This is a genomic window from Alkalihalobacterium chitinilyticum, from assembly GCF_029028005.1.
In the GTDB taxonomy this organism is placed as follows: Bacteria; Bacillota; Bacilli; order Bacillales; family Bacillaceae_F; genus Alkalihalobacterium; species Alkalihalobacterium chitinilyticum.
On record NZ_JAOTPO010000010.1, the window covers coordinates 78476 to 99708 of the forward strand.

The following is a 21233-nucleotide window of genomic DNA, read 5'->3' on the forward strand; positions in this document are numbered from 1 at the left end:
TATAACTAGAATAGGAGCCCACTTTAACTCCCCATAAAAACGTTGTTCGAGAAACAGTGTCAGATCATCTTCCAAAAATATAGTTTCTGAAAATTGAGAATGTATAATTAAGTTAACAAAAGATGTTAGCTAAGCTAACGCAGAAACGAAGGGAGAGGTTGACAGATGGAACAAATTTTAATGGATAATTTGTGGGTCATTATTGGTACTTTTTTAGTTTTACTTATGCAAGGTGGATTTATTTTACTTGAAGCAGGTTCGACTCGAATGAAAAATGCGGGTCACATTGCAGGGAAAACGGTATTCACAATTAGTCTTGGTTCGATGGTTTTCTGGGCAGTAGGTTGGGGCTTCATCTATGGTGAGTCAGCAGGTGGATTTCTAGGAATTTCTGATTTCTTCTTCGGAGATGCTTCAGGTCCAGATGGCGGATTAGCAGGATCGGTAGACTTCATGTTCCAAATGATGTTCGCACTTATTGCTTTAACCATTGCATTCGGTGGTTTCGCTGAGCGTGCAAAACTATCAGCTTACGTCATTTTCGCCGTTTTATTCTCGGCTCTAGTTTATCCAGTCGTCGCACATTGGGTATGGGGTGATGGTTGGTTAGGTGGTCTTGGCAAACAAGACTTCGCAGGTTCAACGGTCGTTCACTTAACAGGTGCAATGGCAGCTCTTGCCGCAACGATTATCTTAAAACCGCGTATTGGGAAATACAATAAAGATGGTTCATCTAATGATTTAGCAGGTCATAACCAAGTTTACACAGCGTTAGGGGTTCTACTTCTATGGGTAGGTTGGTTTGGATTTAACGGTGCTAGTACATTTGAGGTAGCAGATGCATTCTTTGGATATGTCATTCTTAACACGCAATTAGCAGCAGCAGCTGGGGCGATTGCCGCGATGTTCTTAATCTGGATGATGAACGGAAAAGCAGATGTTCCGACGACATTAAACGGTGCTTTAGCAGGTTTAGTTGCCATTACAGCATCATGTGGTTTCGTAGCACCTTGGGCAGCAGTTGTTATCGGTATTATTGGTGGTCTAATCGTAGTGGTAAGTATGAAAATCTTTGATCGTGCAAAAATTGATGATCCGATCTTTGCCTTATCAGTTCACGGTATGGCAGGGATTTGGGGAACCATCTCAACTGGTTTCTTCGCAGTACCGGCACTATCTACAGAAATTGGCTGGGGGCAAGCAGGTTTATTTTACGGAGGCGGCTTTACACAATTAGGTGTTCAAACGTTAGGTGTTGTCGCTGGAGGAATTTACGCGTTTGTCATTTCATTCATTATCCTATATGTAATGAATAAAGTGATGGGAGGACTTCGTGTAACTGAAGAAGAAGAAATTATGGGTCTAGATATCAGTGAGCATGGAAGCTATGGATACCCTGAAAATATGAAATCAGAAAAAACAGGTGCTTAACAATAAGGTGGTGTACACCACGTGAAACAACCGATGGTAAACACGTATGAGCAGTTAAAAGGGTGGAGAATGTCGTCTATTGAGCAAGTAAAATATGATCATACGAAACTAAACGAATTCCACGATGAACTGATCACAAAAACAGTAAAAGCAGCCATCGAAAACGTTACAAGTGAGTGGGGTCCTCCCCCTGCTCACTTTGCTTTCTTTATGATGGGAAGTGCCGCACGTTTTGAACAAGCGCTTTGGAGCGATCAGGATCATGGGCTTGTGTATTTATCTACAAATGATCGTGAAAAAGACTACTTTTTAAAGCTAGGAAAAGAAATTTCAACAGCGTTAGCGTGTGTAGGTTACGTTAGATGTGATGGATTGGTCATGGCCTCGAGTGAGAGATGGTGTAAATCACTTTTATCTTGGAATGCGCAAATTCAAGACTGGATCGAAGAAGAGAGTTTTGAAACGTTGCGTCACTTGCTCACTTTTTTTGATTCACGAGTGTTTATTGGAAACCCGTCACTGCTAGATGAGTTAAAAGACGTTATTTTTTTAAATCTAAAGGAAAACCCATCCTTAATGCAACGGTTTTATGAAAACGTAGAGCGGCGTAAAAAAGCAATTGGTGTGTTTGGTCAGTTGTTGGTTGAATCGTATGGTTCACATCATAATGTCATTCACTTAAAAAATACCGTTCTTTTTCCGTATGTGAATTCATTGCGGCTTTTAGCGTTACAAGAACAGATCAAAGCGCCTGAAACATTAGTGAGGTTTGAGCAACTGCCTGATCAATTGATAGAAGTAAAAAAGCTGAGAGAGACATTTGCAAGACTTTTACAGTTCAGGCTTCGTTTCCAAGGAAATGAACAAAGCTATGAAACGATTCATCTATTAAAAGTCGACAAGTTAACTTCTAACGAGAAGCAGGAATTAAAAGAGTATATTCGTTCGGGTGCACGCCTCTATAAACTAACGAAAAAGCACATCGACAAAGGGTGTGGCATGAAGTGATCAACCACATGATTCAATATATGAAACAACTATCAGGAAAGTTAAGTCCGAATGTATATACCTCTGTACAGCACCAGTCGAGTGCTTCACAAATGGCCTACATGAGACAACTCCAAAAAGAATTAAAGAAGGAAAGTGTGCTAAATAAACGGTTTGAAGAACTTGAAGTCGTTGTGTTTGATATAGAAACAACAGGTTTTTATCCCGACCGTGGAGACAAAATTCTCTCAATTGGGGCGGTAAAAGTAAAAGGAACTAAGCTTGGAGAAGAAGAAGGATTTTATTCGCTAGTCCGCCACGAAGAGCCATTGCCTCAGCCGATTTTAGAGTTCACAGGAATTCAACAAGAAGATCTTTTTACAGCACCGACGATTGAGCAAGTTCTCGAGCAGTTTTTTCATTATGTTGAAGGTCGTACATTAGTGGCCCATCATTCACAGCATGAAAAATCGTTCATGCAGCACGTCTCCTGGCATGTGTTACGGACGAATTTTATTCATCGTGTCATTGACACATCATTTTTAATCAAAGTAGCGTTACCTCATCAAAGTTTAAAAACGTTGGATGAGTGTTGTGATTTTTTTAATATTCCGATCTTAACACGGCACCATGCGTTGGAAGATGCGAAAATGACGGCCCATTTATGGATCAAGAATGTACAAATTGTAAAAGAATTAGGATTTCACACTTTGCAAGATGTGTATACCGAGTTAGCAAAATAAAGAAGATTACACCCATTACAGGGCTTAAAGGAGGGAGGGGATGAATAAAAATTTCCCTCGTCATGTGGCGATTTTCCCAATTAGTGTTGTCAAAGAAATGACTCAGCTAACAGCAAGACAAATTCGTTACTATGAAGAGCAAGGACTCATTAAACCGGCTCGTAATGAAGGTAACCAGCGGATTTTTTCACTAAACGATATAGAGCGATTTACAGAAATTAAGTCTCTGATTGACCAAGGTGTAAATATTGCTGGAGTTAAAGCGATCCTTATGACTAGACGATATGATGAAGAAAATGTCGTTCCTAACTCAAAAGACCGCTCGATGCTGCGTTTCACCGAGGAAGAATGGTTTGAATTGATTGAAAAGTATCGGGCTGGCGGGTTTTCGTAAAGAAAATAGTGCCTTCTAGACTATGAAAAGACTTGGGAACTCCAGACCATGAAAAAGGCTGGGGAACTCGAGTCTTTTGTTTGTTTTTTAGAAGCGGTGTTAAGCGAATACGAGGGGAGTTGGTGCGTCCATTCTGTAGATGCGATTTAGTTAACAAGTTAGCGAGAGAGGTGACATTGGTAGAATTATTGCTATAGGAAATTAAGCGGACTCCAGGGCCGCTATTTCGATTAAAATTGTACTTTTTAGAGCGGAGCGGACTGAGAAGCCTTTATTTCCTATTTTTCGAGGTCGCTTTTGATGAATTAAGGCATATAGCGTCCTCTCAGTCCTCTATACTTGAAAAGACGATGGTTTTTACTAAAATAGGGGCTTCTGAGTCCGCAAAAAAATCCTTTTCCCTATGATTGTGCCTGTTTGCTGTCAGTCAATAAACCATTAAAAGATCAATACACTGCACGCGCATCTTCCTGTATATAAATCAAATATCACACTTGACCTTACGATAGCTGCATCACGTGCATTGTCCTTTTCTCAGTTCAGATTTGAAGACCCAATAAAATTAGCCAACTGAGTCATAATAAATACAGAAAGGCCCATCTCATTTAATCCTTCAATATGAAGTAGTTTAAAACAAAAATAAGCTTTACTAAGGATGGATAGGGGATTTTAATTTTATTTCCCCGGGAAGTGTTGTAAAATATTTAGGGTAGCGAAACAAAGTTTGAGAGGAGTAAGAGGCATGCAAACAAAGTATAATCAACTATGGGATTTAGACAGCATTTTTCCAGGTGGCAGCGAATCAACTGAATTACGAGGGTTTATTCAAGAGACAAAAGAAGAGTTGATCGCACTTGAACAATCTCTTCAACAATTAACGGAATTACATAAAGAACAAGAAAAATTGATTAAAATTATTGAAAACGCACAACAGGCTGTTGCAAAAGTAAGAGAAGTCGGTGCATTTGTCGGTTGTTTAACAGCGCAAAATATGGCAGACAAGAAAGCGGTGCAATTAAGTGGAACAGCAAAAGAGCTTTCGTCACTTTATCAAGGGGTTTTAACGAGCATCGATGAAAAAATTCAGCAGCTAGATGAAACAGACTTACAAGCGATGATCAATAACCATTTTCCTGGAGTTGCGTTTTATTTAAATGAACGAGCCGAGCGTGCCAAAGATAAGTTATCGCCAGCAGAGGAAAAATTAGCTCAAAAGTTATCGACAAGCGGGTACCATGCTTGGGCAGACATGTACAATGCCCTTGTTAACAGTATGAAAATTACGTTTGAAGAAAATGGACAAACCGAAGAACTTTCAGTAGGGCAAGCTGAAAATAAGTTAGCCAATAATGACCGTAATGTTCGTGTCGATGCTTTCGAAAAGTGGGAAAAGACATGGACTGAAAATGAAGATTTATTCGCTACGACAATTAATCATCTTGCTGGCTTTAGGCTCGGTCTTTATGAAAAAAGAGGCTGGACAAATGTTCTAAAAGAGCCGCTTGAAATTAACCGGATGTCAGAAGCAACATTAAATGCGATGTGGGATACGATTACTAAAAACAAATCACGTTTTATGCCGTACTTAGAGCAAAAAGCAAAGTATCTCGGATTAGAAAAACTAGCTTGGTATGATGTACATGCTCCAATTGGAAGTGCAAGTTCATCGATCCCTTACGAAGAAGCGGCAGAGTCAATTATCGATCAATTTGGTAAGTTTAGTCCGAAAATGGCTGAGTTCACAAAAATGGCGTTCGAAAAAGACTGGGTTGAAGCAGAAAATCGTGCTGGAAAACGCCCAGGCGCTTTCTGTACGACGTTACCGGCAAGCGGTGAGACACGCGTCTTTATGACGTACAGCGGCAGCGCATCCAACGTATCGACTTTAGCTCATGAGTTAGGTCATGCCTACCATGCATATGTAATGCGCGACATGCCAAACTTTGCACAGTCTTACGCGATGAACGTTGCAGAAACGGCTTCTACCTTTGCAGAGCTTATTGTAAGTGATGCAGCGGTCCAGCAAGCAGAAACGGATGAAGAAAAGTTGGTTCTTATTGAAAGTAAACTTGGTCGAGCGATTGCTTTCTTTATGAACATCCATGCGCGCTTCTTATTTGAAACGAGATTTTATGAAAAGAGAAAAGAAGGGCTTCTTTCGGCGCAAGAGTTAAACGAGCTCATGGTCGAAGCACAGAAAGAAGCGTATTGTGACTCTTTATCAGAATACCATCCGCATTTCTGGGCGGCTAAGCAGCATTTCCATATTACAGGCGTACCATTCTATAACTTCCCGTACACATTCGGTTTCTTATTTAGCCTTGGTGTATACGCACACGCTCTTGAAGAGGGTGCATCATTTGAAGATGGCTATGTTGCATTGTTACGTGACACAGGTAGCATGAATGTGGAAGAACTAGCACAAAAACACTTAAATGTAGATTTAACAAAAGAAGAATTCTGGCAGAAAGCCATTGACCTCGTCGTTAAAGATGTAGACCAATTCTTAGAACTGACAAAATAAAAATATGGTGCCAGGCACCTTTAGTCCGCTAAAGGTGCCTGGCACCTCTTTTTTCTTTTTGGGCGTTAACATCAGTTTTGAAGTAATGGTATAATAGAGGAAAACATGTCGAAAAATGGAGAAGTGTATGGGTATCGATAAGCACAAGCGTTTAGATCTTATTTTTAAACGAAATCAATTAATGGCAAAACTGTTAATGATTTTTTATGCATCTAGCATAGTGATTAATACTTTTATTGATCCAGTCATACTTGTTTTCGTCGCTCCGATAGGTTTATTTTTCTGTATTCTTATTTATTTTTTATCAAAACAGAAGCAGCTAACAATACTTACGATGTATTTATCGATCCTTTTTGTTTTTAGTTTTTTCTTCTTGTTAATTATCTATGAACCGTTACTCATTAATTTTATATACATTTGGTTAGGATTAATTATTAGTTCCATTTTTCATATGGTACGGCCGATTTTGTTTGCTAGTTTTCTGACGACAGCTGCAACCATTTATTTTTTCTTTCGATACCAAAACGAGTTATTCCCAGGATCTGATAAAGTGGATGTGATCTATGTTGCATTATTTGGAATACTTATTACCATATTTTTAGTGTTTTCTAGCCGGTTTACGGAAGGTTTATTGGAAAAGGCCCAATTGAAAACGGAGAAAACATCTAAAGCGTTAATCGAGGCCAAAGGATATTTGAACACTTTATTTAACCAGTTAAAGGATCCGATTGTCATCCATGATGAAAAAGGCAGGATCTATCAAGTGAATCACGGGTTTACAGAAACATTTGGTTGGAATACTGAAGAATTGGTCGGCCAAACGATGCCGCAATTAAATGAAGTCCAACTTAAGTATTTACAAGAGCAATGGGAGTCGGTTTCAAGAGGGGAAATGGTCCGAGAAATCGAATTAAAGAATGGGACGAAGGATGAAAAACAATTAGACGTTGCTATATCGGTATCTGCAATTCGAACGGAAGAGGGGCGAGTTGTTGCATTAGCATCTATTTTAAGAGATATTACAGAGCAGAAACAAACCGAAGAATATATAAGAAGGTCCGAAAAACTTTCTGCAGTTGGTCAGTTAGCAGCTGGTGTTGCTCATGAAATCCGTAATCCGCTTACGGTTATTTCTGGGTTCCTTCAGTTAATGCAGCAACGAGAACAAAATACAAATAACCATGTACCCGTTATGTTAAGTGAGCTTGCAAGAATCAATAAAATTATCAGTGAGTTTCTTTTATTAGCAAAACCGGGGGTTCAAAAGTTTGAAAACGTAAAAATCTGTTATTTAATCCGAGAAGTAGTGACGCTGTTAGACACTTCAGCAATCATGAAAAGTATTTCGATTACGTCCGAGTTTTCAATTGACGATACGACAGTCGAATGTGATCCTGATCAAATCAAGCAAGTGCTCATTAACTTACTGAAAAATAGTATTGAAGCAATGGATGACGGGGGACAGATTCATATCCACGTCTATGAGAAGGATAATATGATCTATATTCAAATTAAAGATACAGGTAACGGAATTCCTCAGGAAGTTCTTGAACGAATCGGTGAGCCGTTTTTTACGACAAAACCAAAGGGGACAGGGTTAGGTTTAATGATTTGTGATCGTATTATTGAGCATCATCATGGAAAAATGGACATTTCAAGTGTTCAAGGAAAAGGCACAACTGTAACTATTTATTTAAATAAAGTGATTAGTGAACAGGAGGGAAAAAATGAATATACCAGTTCAGAATATTATCGCGAAAGTCGAACAGCAACTGAACGAAATGAAGTCAGAAGCGGCTGAAGGTAATGAACGGGGAGTGCAAGAAGCGGCTAAGCTGATTAAAGCTTATTGTGAGTTAGTGTTGGATAAAGAAAGTACGGCTACAAAAAAAACGACCGTATCGGAACAACCACGCATTTTACCAAGTGCTAATGTGACGACACCTTCAACAAGCAGTTTGAATTCAAACAAAGATGAAGGTAGTTTGTTGGATTTTTAACAGGCTAGGTGGTCGAAGTGTAAAGTTCCATTTTGTTAATTACCAGGCGAGATGTGATATTCTATGATTATTAGAAATGAAAAAGTAAAGGAGATTTTCAGATGTTCAACATATTTATTGTACTTGGCAGTATCGGTGCGGCATTAGGTGTTGCTTTAGGTGCATTTGGAGCTCACGGTTTAGAAGGTCGCCTGACAGAACACTATCTTAAAATTTATCAAACGGGTGTGCAGTACCATATGTATCACGCACTCGGACTGATTTTAATTGGATTAATCAGCTGGAAAGGTGTCGAAACTAGTTTAGTTCACTGGGCAGGGTGGCTTATTGTATTAGGAATTATCTTATTTTCTGGCAGCTTGTATGTTCTAGCAATTACAGGAATCTCAAAGCTAGGAATGATTACGCCATTAGGCGGGGTAGCCTTTATCGCTGGTTGGGTACTTCTTGCTGTAAGTATGTTTAGAGCATAAATCAAAAAATAGGCTGACTCTAATGTCAGGCCCTCATGTGCACACAGACAATGCAGATCGATAATAAATGATTGCAACTAAAGTGTGCGGGGAGGGGCCTGACTTTTTTTACGAGCCAGCCTATTGTATTAGTTTGTTATTTTAGTCTTCCTCACGTGGCGGGTATGCAGCTAAAGGTGCCTGACCAAACGGATAATCATATTCGATTTCCTCATCAAACTCGACGTAATCAAGGTTTACCATTAATAATAAGTACCACATTCCTGTTTGCGGATCACTAATGACAATATGATCGCGACCTGCTTCTTGAACAAGACCTGTAAATACTCGAGATGGCCATTCTGGATTATTCTCAAATGTCATATACACTCTAACTCGTTTTCCGCGGTTGAGACGGAGAATGTTTTCAATATAGGACATCTCCATTGGGAGCATCCCTGGGATTTGCGGGAATTGCTGCTGTAAGTGTGGCTGTGGTGCATAAAATAGTGGTGGCATCATAGGCTGTTGCATCATGGGTTGCTGCATCATGGGTTGCTGCATCATGGGTTGTTGCATCATATGCTGTTGCATCATAGGTTGTTGCATCATATGATGATCCATCATGGGCTGATGCATCTTATGTTGGTCCATCATAGGTTGTTGCATCATTTGATCCATTGTTGGTTGCTGGTGTTGCATATGTGTGTGGCCATCCATTCCAGGTTGATTATCCCATTGTTGCTGATACATTGTATCACTCCTTTTTCTTTTCTGAATGTATATTTTTTTTAAAATGTACTATAAACTTGCGGACACTCTGATGCTAACGGTGTATAGAAGCAATGGAGCTTATAGCGGCCCGAGTTCCACTGTCCCCACCATTGAGCAGGACAAGAGCCTTCAGGTCGGAAAAACCATAAGGCGAATTCTGCTGGGTGATGTCGATCGCCTCTAATGACTTGTCGAGCAAGTCTTCTTTCTTTCTCACGCGCTCCTTGATAGAAATATCCTTTTTGGGTGGCCTCAAATCCGCCGGGTGATTGCCAAACCATTCGTGTAACCGAGTTAATATCAACAAAATCCAGACATGCAGATCGAACTCGGTTGACCATTACATTGCCTGCCATTAACATGCCAAGCTCTCCTTCACCTTCTGCTTCAGCACGCATTAAACGAGCCATCAAGTCAATATCACTGCTGTTGGCTTTAATAACGGCCATCTGTTCACCTCCTAATTCATTAGGTGCCGTACGTGGTGAGTTGGAGGACTGTCAATTGACTATGGTTTTTTACAGCTTAATTGTGTTACGGCATACCCAAGCACAGTTAGTTCAAATATATGTAACGAAAAATGGGACTATGACTTTTTCATAAAAACCTCATCAAAAAATCCAGCTTCTCGTCTAGAGAGGCTGGATCTTTTTTAGGCATTAATCCCTTTAGTTTTAGGGATTAAAAGCTTTATTGTGAGCTAATTTTAATTTTTAATTAAAGCTACACGTGAAAATAACGCTCAATACCGTCGATATTTAAAAGATTACCGACGTAGAAAGAACCAAATTCGCCGAAACGTGCTGATACTTCATCGAAACGCATTTCATAAACAAGCTTTTTGAATTGAAGAACATCGTCAGCAAACAGCGTTACGCCCCATTCCCAATCGTCAAATCCAACAGAACCAGTAATAATCTGTTTTACTTTTCCTGCATATTGACGTCCGATCATACCATGGCTGCGCATCATGTTGCGGCGGTCTTCCATCGGAAGCATGTACCAGTTATCATTGCCTTGACGACGCTTGTCCATTGGGTAGAAACAAACATGCTGTGCTTTAGGTAGCTTAGGGAAAAGACGTGCACGGACTTCTGGGTTCTCCATCGGGTCTCCGCCATCTTTACCAGCCATATAGTTACTTAATTCAACGACTGAAACGTAGGAATACATTGGAATTGTATATTCTGCAAAACGAGTTTTATTAAAGGCTGTCTCGATTTCATTAAGTTGTTGCATAGTTGGACGAAGTAGCATAAGCATAAAGTCAGCTTTTTGACCAACAATCGTGTAAAGCGCATGACTACCTTCATTATTTTCTTCGGTTTGGTTCCACTCTTCCAGCATACCGATAAATTCATTTAATACTTGTTGACGCTCTTCGCTAGAAAGCGTTTTCCATGCAGGCCAATTGATTGCGCGAAATTCGTGTAATGAATACCAACCATCTAGAGTAACTGCTGCTTCACTCATACTTTCCACTCCTTTAAAATATAAAATATATGTATCAAACCATACTATACCATAAACAGATAAACCTATTCCATAAACAAACAAAACCAACGAAACGGTGCCAGGCACCTTCAACGCTTTACTGTGTTGAAGGTGCCTGGCACCATATATAAAAATCTATTTGGTTAGAAAGCGTTGTACGGCCATGGTGTGTTCTTTTGTTTTTCCGGCAGTTGTTTGGGCTTCTTCTTCCATTTGAAGGACTTCAGCGAGTGTATGCTCATAGCTGCTCGCCATAACATTTTTCATTAGACCGTAAGCTGTTGTTGGAAGGGTAAGAAGTTGCTGAACGAACTCTTCGGGTTGTCCAATTTTATGGACGAGTCCAATGCGGTATGCTTCTTCGGCTGAAATCGGCTCTCCAAGAGACATTTCTAATGCTTTACCTACCCCAACAAGGCGTGGAAGGTAGTAGGAAGCGCCTGCATCAGGAACGAGACCGATTTTTAAAAAGCTGATTCCCATCTTTGCATCATACTCAGCAATACGGAAGTCACATGCTAGTGCGAGGCTCAGCCCGGCTCCAACTGCAATTCCGTTGATATAGGCTACAGTCGGTTTCTGGATCGTATCCATATAGAGTAACAGCTTATTGTATGTTTCTTTTAGGTAGTCACCATAATCGATGTCTCCTAATTTTTCTGTCGCGACGCTTTTTAGATCAGCCCCAGAGCTAAAGGCATCTCCGGATCCTGTCAAAACAATGACACGTACGTCTGAATCTTCATTGGCTTGTACAAACGCACTATATAACTCACGATGCATGTCCGAGTTAATTGCGTTTTTCACCGCTGGGCGATTTAAAGAGATTGTTGCTACGTTCTGTTGCACTTCATAAGTTACAGTTTTTTGCTCCATTCCATCCACTCCCTTAAATTGTTGAAACTTCTTCCATTATAATGAATAGTCATTCATTTAATCAATGTATATACGAAAATTCAGAAAAAACAACAAGCTGTTATTTCTGTAAAATATTAACGAGCAGGCTTCTGCATGAGTACAATCGAATAAGGAAACGATGAAAAAGAGTACTTTAATCGTAGTAAAAGTCCATAAAAGCTCTAATAAAGTTTTCTAATATAGTTTGTTCTTAAATTAGCGGAACCGTGAGAAAATTTCTATTTTTACTACAATAACCCAAGTAGTTTATTTTTTAAATAAAGAGGAGTATGCTTATTGGTAAGGTCATCTGATCAATGTAGGAGGAATTTATAGTGAGTGATCTCTTTACAGAAATTAAAGCGCAAGTCAAAAGCCATTATCCGAATGTAGTATTGCCAGAAGGTATGGATGAGAGAATTATTGAAGCTGCCAGCCAGTTATCAAATGATGAAGTCGTGAAGCCGATCATCATTGGAAAAGAAAGTGATATTTACGCAAAAGCGAAAGAACTCGGGGTTACTTTTAAAGATGTTGAAATTATTGAGCCCGCAACATATAAACATTTAGATGAATTAATTGCTTCTTTTGTTGAACGCAGAAAAGGAAAAGAAACAGAAGACAGTGCACGTGAAAAATTAATGCAAGAAAATTACTTTGGAACGATGCTTGTACATGTCGACAAAGCAGATGGCCTAGTTAGCGGCGCTGCACATTCAACAGGAGATACTGTGCGCCCGGCCCTGCAAATTATTAAAACACAGCCTGGAATTCAAAAAACGTCCGGGGTATTCGTTATGGTAAAGGGCGATAAAAAGTTTGTCTTTGGTGATTGTGCGATTAACATTGCTCCCAACGCAGACGAATTAGCTGAAATTGCCATTGCTACAGCTGAAACGGCTAAAGTATTCGGACTTGATCCGAAAGTAGCGATGCTTAGCTTCTCAACGAAAGGTTCGGCATCCTCAATTGAAACACGTAAAGTGTCTGAAGCGACGAAGTTAGCACAGCAACAACGCCCAGACTTAGTCATCGATGGTGAATTCCAATTCGATGCTGCGTTTGTACCGGCAGTTGCCCAAAAGAAAGCTCCAGATTCACCATTAAAAGGTGAGGCAAACGTATTTATTTTCCCAAGCTTAGAGTCTGGGAACTTAGGCTACAAGATCGCACAACGTCTTGGTGGATATGATGCGATTGGTCCGATCTTACAAGGTTTAAATAAACCAGTGAACGATCTTTCTCGTGGTTGTAACGTAGCAGATGTGTATAAGCTTTCATTAATTACAGCGATGCAATCGATCACAAGAAAAGTACTTGCATAAAATAAAAAAACGGTGCCAGGTACCTTTAATGCTTTACAGCATTAAGGGTGCCTGGCACTTATGCGTTCGTTACGTTTGATAATGCGGATGTATTGTTCTTCGTAGGCTTGTCTTTCTTCTTCCGTAATGGAAGAAGAGGTGAGACGGGCTCCTTGTTCTTTAAACGTAAGGAGGAGGCGGTGAATGACAGACTGTACCGTCAGTGCTTCGCCTGTTAGTTCCGTTAATGACGCCATCGTTTCAGGGACAATTCGAGGGTATTCAAACGTTGTCGGCTGTCCTTGGACGGCACGGTCATAAAATGTTTGAATAAGCTTCGCCCGTTCGCTGCCGCTGCCTGACACACAGAGGTAAATTTGAACCGCGACACCCCCGCGTATGCGACGCTGGGAAATGCCGGCAAATTTCTTGCCGTCAATGCTCAAGTCATATGAGCCTGGACAATAGGACCCGACGATTTCACGGGCTTCAACCGTAACTCCATAAGGACGTAACATTTCCTGAATCAGTGCAAACATAAGCTCATAGCCTTCGTTAATCGAGAACTTTTTCTCTTCCTTCAATATAAGAGAGATATTTAATATCCCTTCATCAAGTACGACAGCAAGTCCACCTGAATTGCGAACAATGACGTTATAGCTTTGTTCATTTAAGAAATCAATCCCTTCCTGAACAAAAGGCAGTCGGCTGTCTTGAATACCGAGGACGATCGTATCGTGGTGCACCCACGTTCTTAACAAAGAATCAGAGCACTCGTTTCCAACTGAGATACATAATGCATCATCATAGGCAAACGACTGAAGAGCGTCAAAGTAAACGCCTACTGATGATTGATCTATAAAACGCCAAGTTTGATTGGAGAGATGATGGGTGATTGTGTTCATTTTCTATACTCCTCAAAGATAAAAAATATAAGCAGGTCTAAAATTACTTAAGATTGCGAACGATAGTAGATATGGTATACTATCCTTTGTGAATAAAAGACACTATCTCATCTTACCATAAAGAAACGAAAGGAATTAACTCCAATGGCAAACGAATTTCGCATATGTGACATTTGCCAAGCCACAAATATAAAAACTTTATTGCCTCGGTTAAAAAAACTGGACCCTGATGCAGAAATTCATATCGGGTGCCAATCTTACTGCGGACCAGGCCGAAAAAAGTCTTTTACGATGGTTAACAACCGTCCCATATCGGCTGCAAATGAAGACCAACTTCTTGAGAAAATTGATAAAAAACTGAAATAAGTTATCTGGACCATCCATTTGGTCACAGGTAACTTCTTTTGTTTTCTTTTAATCCACTGGCTTTTGGATGACAAAAGTGATGGCGTTTGTTTTTAATTGGACGACCTTTTCACCTCGGTTGATCGTGTACTCTAACGGTTTAACAACAACTTCAAGTTCGGACCAACCGCGGTAAACCTCTTGGAGTAAACTCATCATTTTTTCTGTCGGCAGATTTACTTCAAACAGCGGATCTAGTTGATTGCCAGTTACGCCATCAATTTCTTCAACTCCTGAATTGATCACGAGGTAATGGACCCCGCCGGCACGCGTACCACGGATCATCCTATGTAAGACGTCTGTGAACTGATCGACGGACTCGACATGTTCTAGACTGGATACCGCTACAATATAATGATAGGCCTGTTCCTCAATTGGAAACTCCTCGATCAGCGATAAAACCGGATGAATATTCGCTTGAACATTAAAATGAGTACTGTATTCTCTTAGCTTTTCAACTGCAGTTTCAAGGTAATCGACACAATCGACAACCCCGTTTGTTTGTCTTACTTTTTCAGCAAGAGGAATGCTATGACGACCCACACCACAACCAAGGTCAAGAATGCGCATATTCTGCTTTTTACTAATAGCATTTAAATATCGTAGCACGTTTGGAACAGGCTTAAAAAGCCATGAACCTTTCTCAAACAGCTTATTTTCTTTGTAAAATTCATTGTGGTACTTCGCTTCTTCTTGCCGAATGTAGTCAATATTTATATTCATTACTATAACCCCTCCCAAAAGACAAACTCCCAATATTTTACCATAAAATTCTGAAAGATTATAATTTCGTTAAGCTATTAGAGGACTTGAGACATCCTGTTACAACTTTTGTATAATATAAGTAGATAAAATGGAGATGGAGTGTGCTTGATGCAAAATATAAACGGTCAATTAAGTGAAGAAAAAGTATTTAAAGACCCTGTCCATCGATATATTCATGTCCGTGATACACTCATTTGGGAATTAATCGGTACAAGGGAATTCCAGCGTCTGCGACGAATACGTCAATTAGGGACAACCTTTTTTACGTTCCATGGTGCTGAACATTCTCGCTTTAATCACTCGCTCGGAGTTTATGAGATTATGCGGAGAATTATTGAAGTGTTTCAAGGCCGTCCGCATTGGGATAATAATGAACGTTTATTATGTTTAAGTGCAGCCCTTTTACACGATGTCGGTCATGGACCTTTCTCGCATTCCTTCGAAAAAGTGTTTAATACGGACCACGAAGAGTGGACGCGAGAAATTATTTTAGGAGAAACCGAAATTAATCAAGTTTTACGTAAAATGGGTGAAGATTTTCCACAGAAGGTGGCTGATGTAATTGAAAAAACATACAGCAATAAGCTAGTCGTTAGTTTGATTTCGAGCCAGATTGATGCCGACCGAATGGATTATCTGCAACGAGATGCCTATTTTACAGGAGTGAGCTACGGTCATTTTGATATGGAGAGAATCCTAAGGGTTATGCGCCCAATGGAAGATCAAGCCGTGATTAAACAGAGTGGGATGCATGCAGTTGAGGACTATATTATGAGTCGCTATCAAATGTACTGGCAAGTGTATTTCCATCCCGTCACGAGAAGTGCTGAAGTCATTCTAAGTAAAATTTTAATGCGGACAAAACACTTATATGAAGCAGGATATGAGTTTAAACAAGAGCCCGTACATTTTTATTCTTTATTTAATGAAAAAAAGAGTATTGAAGACTATTTACGGCTTGATGAGGCGATAATCCTGTATTATTTCCAAATTTGGCAGGAAGAAGATGATCGCATTTTACGTGATCTTTGTGGTAGATTTTTAAATAGAAGATTGTTTAAATACGTCGAATTTAATCCGAATTTGCAGATGAAAGAGTGGCCGATTCTTTACCAACTTTTCCATGAAGCTGGTATTGACCCTGAGTATTACCTTGTAGTAGATTCATCTTCTGACCTGCCGTACGATTTTTATCGTCCTGGTGAGGAAGAAGAGCGTCTGCCGATTCACTTGCAAATGCCGAACGGAAAAATTCGTGAATTGTCACGAGAATCAGACGTCGTTGAGGCGATATCTGGAAAAAAACGAACCGATCATAAATTATACTTTCCATTCGATTTTCTAGAAGATGAAACAGAGAATGCAACGATAAAACAAAAAATTAAAGCTATACTTTTTAAATGAAGGGGAGGAGCGTTTTGCTAAAGGAACATGTAAAGCTGCTATCGATGTTCCAACAAGCAGGTGAGATTGTTGGGCGGAAAAAACTGCAGAAGATCGTATATATTTCTAAAAAGTTAGATATTCCATTTTCAGAACGGTTTAAATTTCATATGTTTGGTCCGTACTCTGAAGAGCTGACGCTTCGGATCGAAGAACTTTGTAACCTTGGCTTCTTACAAGAAATTCTTGAAACGAAAAGCGGTTATCAACAGTATCGGTACATATTAACAGAGGAAGGTGAGAAGTTCCTTGATATGTATAACCTTGATTTACCAAACATCCAACCTTGCGTTTCTAGCATGAATGGTCAAAGTTCACGTTTTCTCGAGTTAGTGTCTACGGTCCTTTATTTTGAAGAGATGGAAAAAGAGGAAATTGTTGAAAAGGTCATGACGGTAAAAAAGAAACAAAATTACACAGAAGAAGAAATGGAACGAGCTTTCACATATATTGAACAATTAAAATCAGTTCAGCATTAATGAACAGGGGCTTACTTTTAAAGGGGAACTTTAGGAAGCGGGCTTATAGAATGAGCAAAGGCGCATGGAGTGTACGAGCATTCATGCGTTTTTTTTCATTAAGAATTTGCACATTAGGAAAGCACATTAGGAAAGTAAAAAATTTTAGAATAGATGGTTCTTTAAGGGTGAAATTTTTAAAGGACCAAGTATAAGGCAACTACGCTTAATCTTCGCCCCTAAGGCACGCTAAGCGCCGAGCTTATTGTACATCAGCTTACTTTTTTCGGTATGTAATGAAATGAAATGAAATGGAATGGAAACTTTACTTGCAAAAAAGACGCAAAACACAAATAAAATGGTTTCACGTCTTTTTTTACAATATTCAGCTGTCAAAGCGCTGCTAGTATGTTGGAGCAACTTTTGGATTATCTATTATTACTCAGTGTCGCTTAAGCGCTTGCCAGCAACTGCATAGTGATTTTTTGGCATTTCTTCAATAAAAACGACGATGTTTTCTTTTGGAGCGTTAACCGTCTCAGATACGGCTTCTGTTACTCGTTCAACGAGTGCTCTTTTTTGTTCTTCGTTGCGGCCTTCTAGCATTTTTACAGTAATGTATGGCATAGGAACTCTCCTTTTTTATGTAGATGAAGTTAAAATATCTTCATTAGCATATGATAGATAAGGAAACTTTACTCACGTGCGGACGCTGTTTCACGTGAGAAATGACCTAACTTTCATCATGTGATAAACTAAAAGATAGAATGAACGCATCATGAAACGTGTATGCTGATTATAGAATATGGATGAAGGGATGATCGATGAATGGATCTCTTTGAAAAGGATAACCAGAAAAAAACAAAAACAGGCTTTAATATTTTGAGCACGGACTCAACAGATGGACATGGTGGATACGGTACAGGAGTTATTGACTTAAATAATGTTTCACCGATTATCGTTAACACAGAAAATGACGAAGCTTTCGTTGACATGGGAGCTTTACACGCACGCTCGGCTGTAGAAAAGCGTATAAAATTTACACCCAATCGTGAAGACTCGCCAAACGGTAAGCTGTATTGGTTAGTCTGGGTTTCTGTGAACAATAAAGGAGCAAAGCCTTTCTATGCAGGCGTAACGGCATGCGAAATGGTCATTGATATGGAAACGAGACGCGGCTATAAGAGTCTGCCAGAACACGTCAATCGCATGGATAAGTCATTAAAAGGACATATTATTGTGGATCATATGGATGAAAAATCAAAGAAAATTTTAGGAGATTTCCTAAAATCACATAACGAAGACATGTGGAAACATTCTGAATTAAAGCTGAGACAAGAACTTCTTGGTGAAGAACAATAAATTTCGGTTTGTCTAGCCCATTATTTTGTTATCTATGAACGATTTATGAACTCTTATTCAAAGGGTTGAGCTTTTGGTGAAATCGAATTAAACTTAAAACTAGTATAAATCGACACATATTTATACTAGGACCGACAAAAGGCAGAGGAACCCACCTCTGCCTTTTGTCGTTTTTTTGTTTTGGGTAATACAATGATCAACTAAGGAGTAGCAGGTACCTTTAATGCATTACTTTGTTAAAGGTACCTGCTACCTTCCGCTTTTCTTCTGTCTAGCTCCAGCGGTCAGCGTCTAGTGAACTTCGCTCTCCTCCTTACGATAAGTCAACATCAGTTCGTTGCCTCGCCGTGTTTCCTTTATCTCATGCGGAGGAGCTCCAGTTCTTACGACGCTAAACGACCGCTTCCGCTTTTCCACTGTCTAGCTGCAGGTGCCATCGGCTCGAGGTCGCTTCGGTCCATCAAACGTGTCCGAAGAACAGGACACGTATTGCTGGCCCTCCAGCGCTTGTCGCCGATAAGCAGGCACCTTCCGCCTTTTTTAGTTAAACCACTTGATGAAGCGGTCGAGGAATTTTTCTTTTTCGTGGACTTCTTCCTCGGTCATTTCGACTTCTGGTTCTTCTGGCATATGGGCTTGGCAATATTCTGTCGGCTCAGTGCCGGAAACGAAATAGGTTAAGCGCTTAACGGGGCACTCATCGGTTGCAAGTAAACCGTTTTTCGGATTAATGTAAACTCCGGTTACACCAGGTGGTTTATGGAAATCTAATTTTAAATCATCTTTAAGTGCGTGTTCGGTGAATTGGGCCCAAATGCGTTTGGCGATCTGTCCTTCTGTCGCGTGATTGAGCCGTTTTTCAAGATCATAACCAACCCACACTCCTGTCACAAGTTGTGGAGTATAACCGACCATCCAACTGTCAAATGGAGTCGAGCCTGATTTTCCGGCAACAGGCCGATTCACAAGGTGTGCAACAGATCCACCGGTTACGCTCGCATAATCATTAATGGAGCGGTCGAACATCGCTGTCATTATATCCGTCATGATAAACGCTAACTTCGGATCTAGGATTTGTTCAGTTACCGGCTCTTTTTCAAAAATAACCTGCCCGGTTTTATCAATGACTTTTCGAATAAACCTCGGTTCTACTCGTTTTCCACCGTTAGTAAAGCTCGAGTAACTGTTAGTCAACTCCAATAATTGCACATCATTTGAACCTAAAGCTAGCGAAGGGATGTTTTCTAATCGACTATTGATGCCGAATCGAGCTGCAGTTTCCACTAATGTTTCAGTATCTAAAAAGAGATGTGTTTTTACAGCAAAAATATTATCAGAAAATGCGAGTGCTTGTAGTAAAGTGACAAAGTCATTCGCATAGTTATTATTAAAATTTGAAGGTGAATAATCAGGCCTTCCATCATCAAACGTAAATGTTGTCGCTTCACTTAATAATGTCGATGACGGAGTAAACCCGTGTTCCAAAGCAGCATAATACAAAAAGGGCTTGAACGTTGACCCTGGAGATCGCCGTGCTTGTGTGGCGCGGTTGAATGGGCTTTGAAGGTAATTCCTGCCCCCCACAAGTGCCTTTACATCTCCTGTTCGCGGATCAACCGCCACTAGTGCAGCTTGCAATTCTTCAGTTGGTCCCAGTTCAATTTCTACCCAACGTTCTGCTTCAGCTTGCATATCACGATCTAAAGTAGTAAAAATTTGTAAACCACCTTGCTCAACTAACGCTTCATCGATGTTATATTCTTCTATTAATAAATTTCGAACATACTCTTGAAAATACGGGCCAATCGCACCCGTATCCTCTTTTTCAGATATCGCGAGTTCTAATGGCTTATTTTTCGCTGCCTCAGCTTCTGCTGAAGTAATATGTCCGGTTTGTACCATTGATCGTAAAATGAGCTCTTGTCGCTGTTTGGCGCGTTCAAAATCATTTTGCGGTGAATAGTAACTTGGCCCTTTAGGAATTCCGGCAAGAAGACTAGCTTCGGCTAAATTTAGATCCGAAGCTTTTTTATTAAAAAAGTGTCGTGCCGCTGCCTCGATGCCGTAAGCACCGTGTCCATAGTAAATCGTATTTAAGTAGCCTTCTAAAATTTCATCTTTCGTATAATACATTTCAAGACGAAGGGCATAGAGTGCCTCATTAAACTTTCGTTTCCACGTTTTATCATGAGTTAAGTATAAATTTCTAGCATACTGCTGCGTAATCGTGCTAGCCCCTTGAGCTTTTCCGCCAGACTTTACATTGGCTACAACAGCACCTGCAATTCGTGTCGGATCAAACCCATAGTGATCATAAAACTTACGGTCTTCAATGGAGAGAGTGGCATTCAGCAATTGTTCACTAATCTCTTCAAGCGGGACCCAATATCGGTTTTGTCCTTGATGGCTTTCACCGATTATGACGTCATTCGCATCCAAAAGCCGTGTCGTCTGAGAAACTTGTAATACGGGGGCACCCTCCATTTTTAAATAGGTTAATAATAAGACCGCAGCTAACATCGATAAAACGATCAGTAATAATGAAAAGCGGAATAGTCTGCGAAACCAACTTACTTTTCGTCTCGAACGTCTCTTTACGATGACTTCCATGTCAGTCACCTCTTTACATTTCAGATTTATAAAAATAAAAACCTTAACGGTGAATCGTTACAAAAAATGGGAATACGTTGTTGGATATAAATTTTGAATAAAACTCTTGGAAATTTATTAGAGTGGCTGCTAGTACGTAAGCGCTCAAATTACTCTTTTAGTTAAAAAGGAACCTTGATCAGCCAGGATGTATTTTTATATAAACATCACTATTTTTGGAAGATTAATGAATTTTTAAACACGAATATCCTGAATATCTAAAAATTCTCTTGCTTTTTTGTACAT

General features: G+C 39.9%; 21 protein-coding genes. 13 read left to right on the plus strand and 8 right to left on the minus strand.

Annotation, left to right across the window (positions count from 1 at the left end; genetic code table 11):
- The first annotated feature begins 165 nt into the window (after positions 1-165).
- The 8 genes from N7Z68_RS14715 (at position 166) to N7Z68_RS14750 (ending at position 8552) form a co-directional block, all read left to right on the plus strand.
- Positions 166-1431: an ammonium transporter gene (locus N7Z68_RS14715; protein ID WP_275119246.1), complete on the plus strand. Its 1266-nt coding sequence runs from the start codon at positions 166-168 to the stop codon at positions 1429-1431.
- 21 nt (positions 1432-1452) lie between these two features.
- The gene (locus N7Z68_RS14720) at positions 1453-2439 is read left to right on the plus strand and encodes a DUF294 nucleotidyltransferase-like domain-containing protein (RefSeq protein WP_275119247.1); all 987 of its coding nucleotides are present in this window, start codon (positions 1453-1455) and stop codon (positions 2437-2439) included.
- Positions 2436-3161 (plus strand): exonuclease domain-containing protein, encoded by a 726-nt coding sequence (locus tag N7Z68_RS14725; protein WP_275119248.1) that lies wholly within the window; start codon positions 2436-2438, stop codon positions 3159-3161. The genes N7Z68_RS14720 and N7Z68_RS14725 overlap by 4 nt, the downstream gene beginning before the upstream one ends.
- Positions 3162-3201: 40 nt before the next feature.
- Positions 3202-3555 (plus strand): MerR family transcriptional regulator, encoded by a 354-nt coding sequence (locus N7Z68_RS14730; protein WP_275119249.1) that lies wholly within the window; start codon positions 3202-3204, stop codon positions 3553-3555.
- 742 nt (positions 3556-4297) lie between these two features.
- Positions 4298-6079: a M3 family oligoendopeptidase gene (locus N7Z68_RS14735; RefSeq protein WP_275119250.1), complete on the plus strand. Its 1782-nt coding sequence runs from the start codon at positions 4298-4300 to the stop codon at positions 6077-6079.
- A gap of 127 nt (positions 6080-6206) precedes the next feature.
- The gene (locus N7Z68_RS14740) at positions 6207-7880 is read left to right on the plus strand and encodes an ATP-binding protein (protein ID WP_275119251.1); all 1674 of its coding nucleotides are present in this window, start codon (positions 6207-6209) and stop codon (positions 7878-7880) included.
- The gene (locus N7Z68_RS14745; RefSeq protein ID WP_275119252.1) at positions 7807-8079 is read left to right on the plus strand and encodes a DUF5327 family protein; all 273 of its coding nucleotides are present in this window, start codon (positions 7807-7809) and stop codon (positions 8077-8079) included. Before N7Z68_RS14740 ends, N7Z68_RS14745 begins: the two co-directional genes overlap by 74 nt.
- Before the next feature lie 101 nt (positions 8080-8180).
- The gene (locus N7Z68_RS14750) at positions 8181-8552 is read left to right on the plus strand and encodes a DUF423 domain-containing protein (RefSeq protein ID WP_275119253.1); all 372 of its coding nucleotides are present in this window, start codon (positions 8181-8183) and stop codon (positions 8550-8552) included.
- A gap of 141 nt (positions 8553-8693) precedes the next feature.
- Here N7Z68_RS14750 and gerQ read toward each other — a convergent pair whose 3' ends face one another.
- From gerQ to N7Z68_RS14770, 4 genes are all read right to left on the minus strand, one after another.
- On the minus strand, positions 8694-9284 hold the full coding sequence (gene gerQ, locus N7Z68_RS14755; protein WP_275119254.1) for a spore coat protein GerQ: 591 nt from the start codon (positions 9282-9284) through the stop codon (positions 8694-8696).
- Between the two features lie 38 nt (positions 9285-9322).
- A complete protein-coding gene (locus tag N7Z68_RS14760; RefSeq protein WP_275119255.1) occupies positions 9323-9754 on the minus strand; it encodes a cell wall hydrolase in 432 nt (143 codons plus the stop codon).
- A gap of 274 nt (positions 9755-10028) precedes the next feature.
- Positions 10029-10778 carry a hydrogen peroxide-dependent heme synthase gene (gene hemQ / locus N7Z68_RS14765; protein ID WP_275119256.1) on the minus strand — a complete coding sequence of 250 codons (750 nt, stop codon included), beginning with the start codon at positions 10776-10778 and terminating at the stop codon, positions 10029-10031.
- 156 nt (positions 10779-10934) lie between these two features.
- On the minus strand, positions 10935-11675 hold the full coding sequence (locus tag N7Z68_RS14770) for an enoyl-CoA hydratase/isomerase family protein (protein ID WP_275119257.1): 741 nt from the start codon (positions 11673-11675) through the stop codon (positions 10935-10937).
- Positions 11676-12031: 356 nt separating this feature from the next.
- On the opposite strand from N7Z68_RS14770, the gene pta reads away from it, so the two are divergent.
- Complete coding sequence (pta, locus tag N7Z68_RS14775) at positions 12032-13021, plus strand: phosphate acetyltransferase (protein WP_275119258.1); 990 nt, start codon at positions 12032-12034, stop codon at positions 13019-13021.
- A 41-nt stretch (positions 13022-13062) separates the two neighbouring features.
- Here pta and lipL read toward each other — a convergent pair whose 3' ends face one another.
- A complete protein-coding gene (gene lipL / locus N7Z68_RS14780; protein WP_275119259.1) occupies positions 13063-13905 on the minus strand; it encodes an octanoyl-[GcvH]:protein N-octanoyltransferase in 843 nt (280 codons plus the stop codon).
- 144 nt (positions 13906-14049) lie between these two features.
- On the opposite strand from lipL, the gene N7Z68_RS14785 reads away from it, so the two are divergent.
- Positions 14050-14271 carry a YuzB family protein gene (locus N7Z68_RS14785; protein ID WP_275119260.1) on the plus strand — a complete coding sequence of 74 codons (222 nt, stop codon included), beginning with the start codon at positions 14050-14052 and terminating at the stop codon, positions 14269-14271.
- Between the two features lie 48 nt (positions 14272-14319).
- Here N7Z68_RS14785 and N7Z68_RS14790 read toward each other — a convergent pair whose 3' ends face one another.
- Positions 14320-15033: a class I SAM-dependent methyltransferase gene (locus N7Z68_RS14790; RefSeq protein WP_275119261.1), complete on the minus strand. Its 714-nt coding sequence runs from the start codon at positions 15031-15033 to the stop codon at positions 14320-14322.
- A gap of 150 nt (positions 15034-15183) precedes the next feature.
- Here N7Z68_RS14790 and N7Z68_RS14795 point away from each other — a divergent pair, with 150 nt between their 5' ends.
- Positions 15184-16479, plus strand: a complete 1296-nt coding sequence (locus N7Z68_RS14795; protein WP_275119262.1) for an HD domain-containing protein — start codon at positions 15184-15186, stop codon at positions 16477-16479.
- Between the two features lie 14 nt (positions 16480-16493).
- Complete coding sequence (locus N7Z68_RS14800; RefSeq protein ID WP_275119263.1) at positions 16494-16997, plus strand: YwgA family protein; 504 nt, start codon at positions 16494-16496, stop codon at positions 16995-16997.
- Positions 16998-17414: 417 nt separating this feature from the next.
- Here N7Z68_RS14800 and thmT read toward each other — a convergent pair whose 3' ends face one another.
- Positions 17415-17603 carry a 2-hydroxymuconate tautomerase gene (gene thmT, locus N7Z68_RS14805; protein ID WP_275119264.1) on the minus strand — a complete coding sequence of 63 codons (189 nt, stop codon included), beginning with the start codon at positions 17601-17603 and terminating at the stop codon, positions 17415-17417.
- A gap of 201 nt (positions 17604-17804) precedes the next feature.
- On the opposite strand from thmT, the gene N7Z68_RS14810 reads away from it, so the two are divergent.
- Positions 17805-18338 (plus strand): YwhD family protein, encoded by a 534-nt coding sequence (locus N7Z68_RS14810; protein WP_275119265.1) that lies wholly within the window; start codon positions 17805-17807, stop codon positions 18336-18338.
- A 540-nt stretch (positions 18339-18878) separates the two neighbouring features.
- On the opposite strand, the gene N7Z68_RS14815 is transcribed toward N7Z68_RS14810, so the two are convergent.
- Positions 18879-20948, minus strand: a complete 2070-nt coding sequence (locus N7Z68_RS14815; protein ID WP_275119266.1) for a transglycosylase domain-containing protein — start codon at positions 20946-20948, stop codon at positions 18879-18881.
- Positions 20949-21233 lie beyond the last annotated feature (285 nt).

Bases quoted from the DNA above. Each gene is read 5' to 3' on its own strand.
- N7Z68_RS14715 (WP_275119246.1), top strand. From the start codon at position 166: ATGGAACAAATTTTAATGGATAATTTGTGGGTCATTATTGGTACTTTT.
- N7Z68_RS14730 (WP_275119249.1), top strand. From the start codon at position 3,202: ATGAATAAAAATTTCCCTCGTCATGTGGCGATTTTCCCAATTAGTGTT.
- N7Z68_RS14735 (WP_275119250.1), top strand. From the start codon at position 4,298: ATGCAAACAAAGTATAATCAACTATGGGATTTAGACAGCATTTTTCCA.
- N7Z68_RS14740 (WP_275119251.1), top strand. From the start codon at position 6,207: ATGGGTATCGATAAGCACAAGCGTTTAGATCTTATTTTTAAACGAAAT.
- N7Z68_RS14745 (WP_275119252.1), top strand. From the start codon at position 7,807: ATGAATATACCAGTTCAGAATATTATCGCGAAAGTCGAACAGCAACTG.
- N7Z68_RS14750 (WP_275119253.1), top strand. From the start codon at position 8,181: ATGTTCAACATATTTATTGTACTTGGCAGTATCGGTGCGGCATTAGGT.
- gerQ (WP_275119254.1), bottom strand. From the start codon at position 9,284: ATGTATCAGCAACAATGGGATAATCAACCTGGAATGGATGGCCACACA.
- N7Z68_RS14760 (WP_275119255.1), bottom strand. From the start codon at position 9,754: ATGGCCGTTATTAAAGCCAACAGCAGTGATATTGACTTGATGGCTCGT.
- hemQ (WP_275119256.1), bottom strand. From the start codon at position 10,778: ATGAGTGAAGCAGCAGTTACTCTAGATGGTTGGTATTCATTACACGAA.
- N7Z68_RS14770 (WP_275119257.1), bottom strand. From the start codon at position 11,675: ATGGAGCAAAAAACTGTAACTTATGAAGTGCAACAGAACGTAGCAACA.
- lipL (WP_275119259.1), bottom strand. From the start codon at position 13,905: ATGAACACAATCACCCATCATCTCTCCAATCAAACTTGGCGTTTTATA.
- N7Z68_RS14785 (WP_275119260.1), top strand. From the start codon at position 14,050: ATGGCAAACGAATTTCGCATATGTGACATTTGCCAAGCCACAAATATA.
- N7Z68_RS14790 (WP_275119261.1), bottom strand. From the start codon at position 15,033: ATGAATATAAATATTGACTACATTCGGCAAGAAGAAGCGAAGTACCAC.
- N7Z68_RS14795 (WP_275119262.1), top strand. From the start codon at position 15,184: ATGCAAAATATAAACGGTCAATTAAGTGAAGAAAAAGTATTTAAAGAC.
- thmT (WP_275119264.1), bottom strand. From the start codon at position 17,603: ATGCCATACATTACTGTAAAAATGCTAGAAGGCCGCAACGAAGAACAA.
- N7Z68_RS14810 (WP_275119265.1), top strand. From the start codon at position 17,805: ATGGATCTCTTTGAAAAGGATAACCAGAAAAAAACAAAAACAGGCTTT.
- N7Z68_RS14815 (WP_275119266.1), bottom strand. From the start codon at position 20,948: ATGGAAGTCATCGTAAAGAGACGTTCGAGACGAAAAGTAAGTTGGTTT.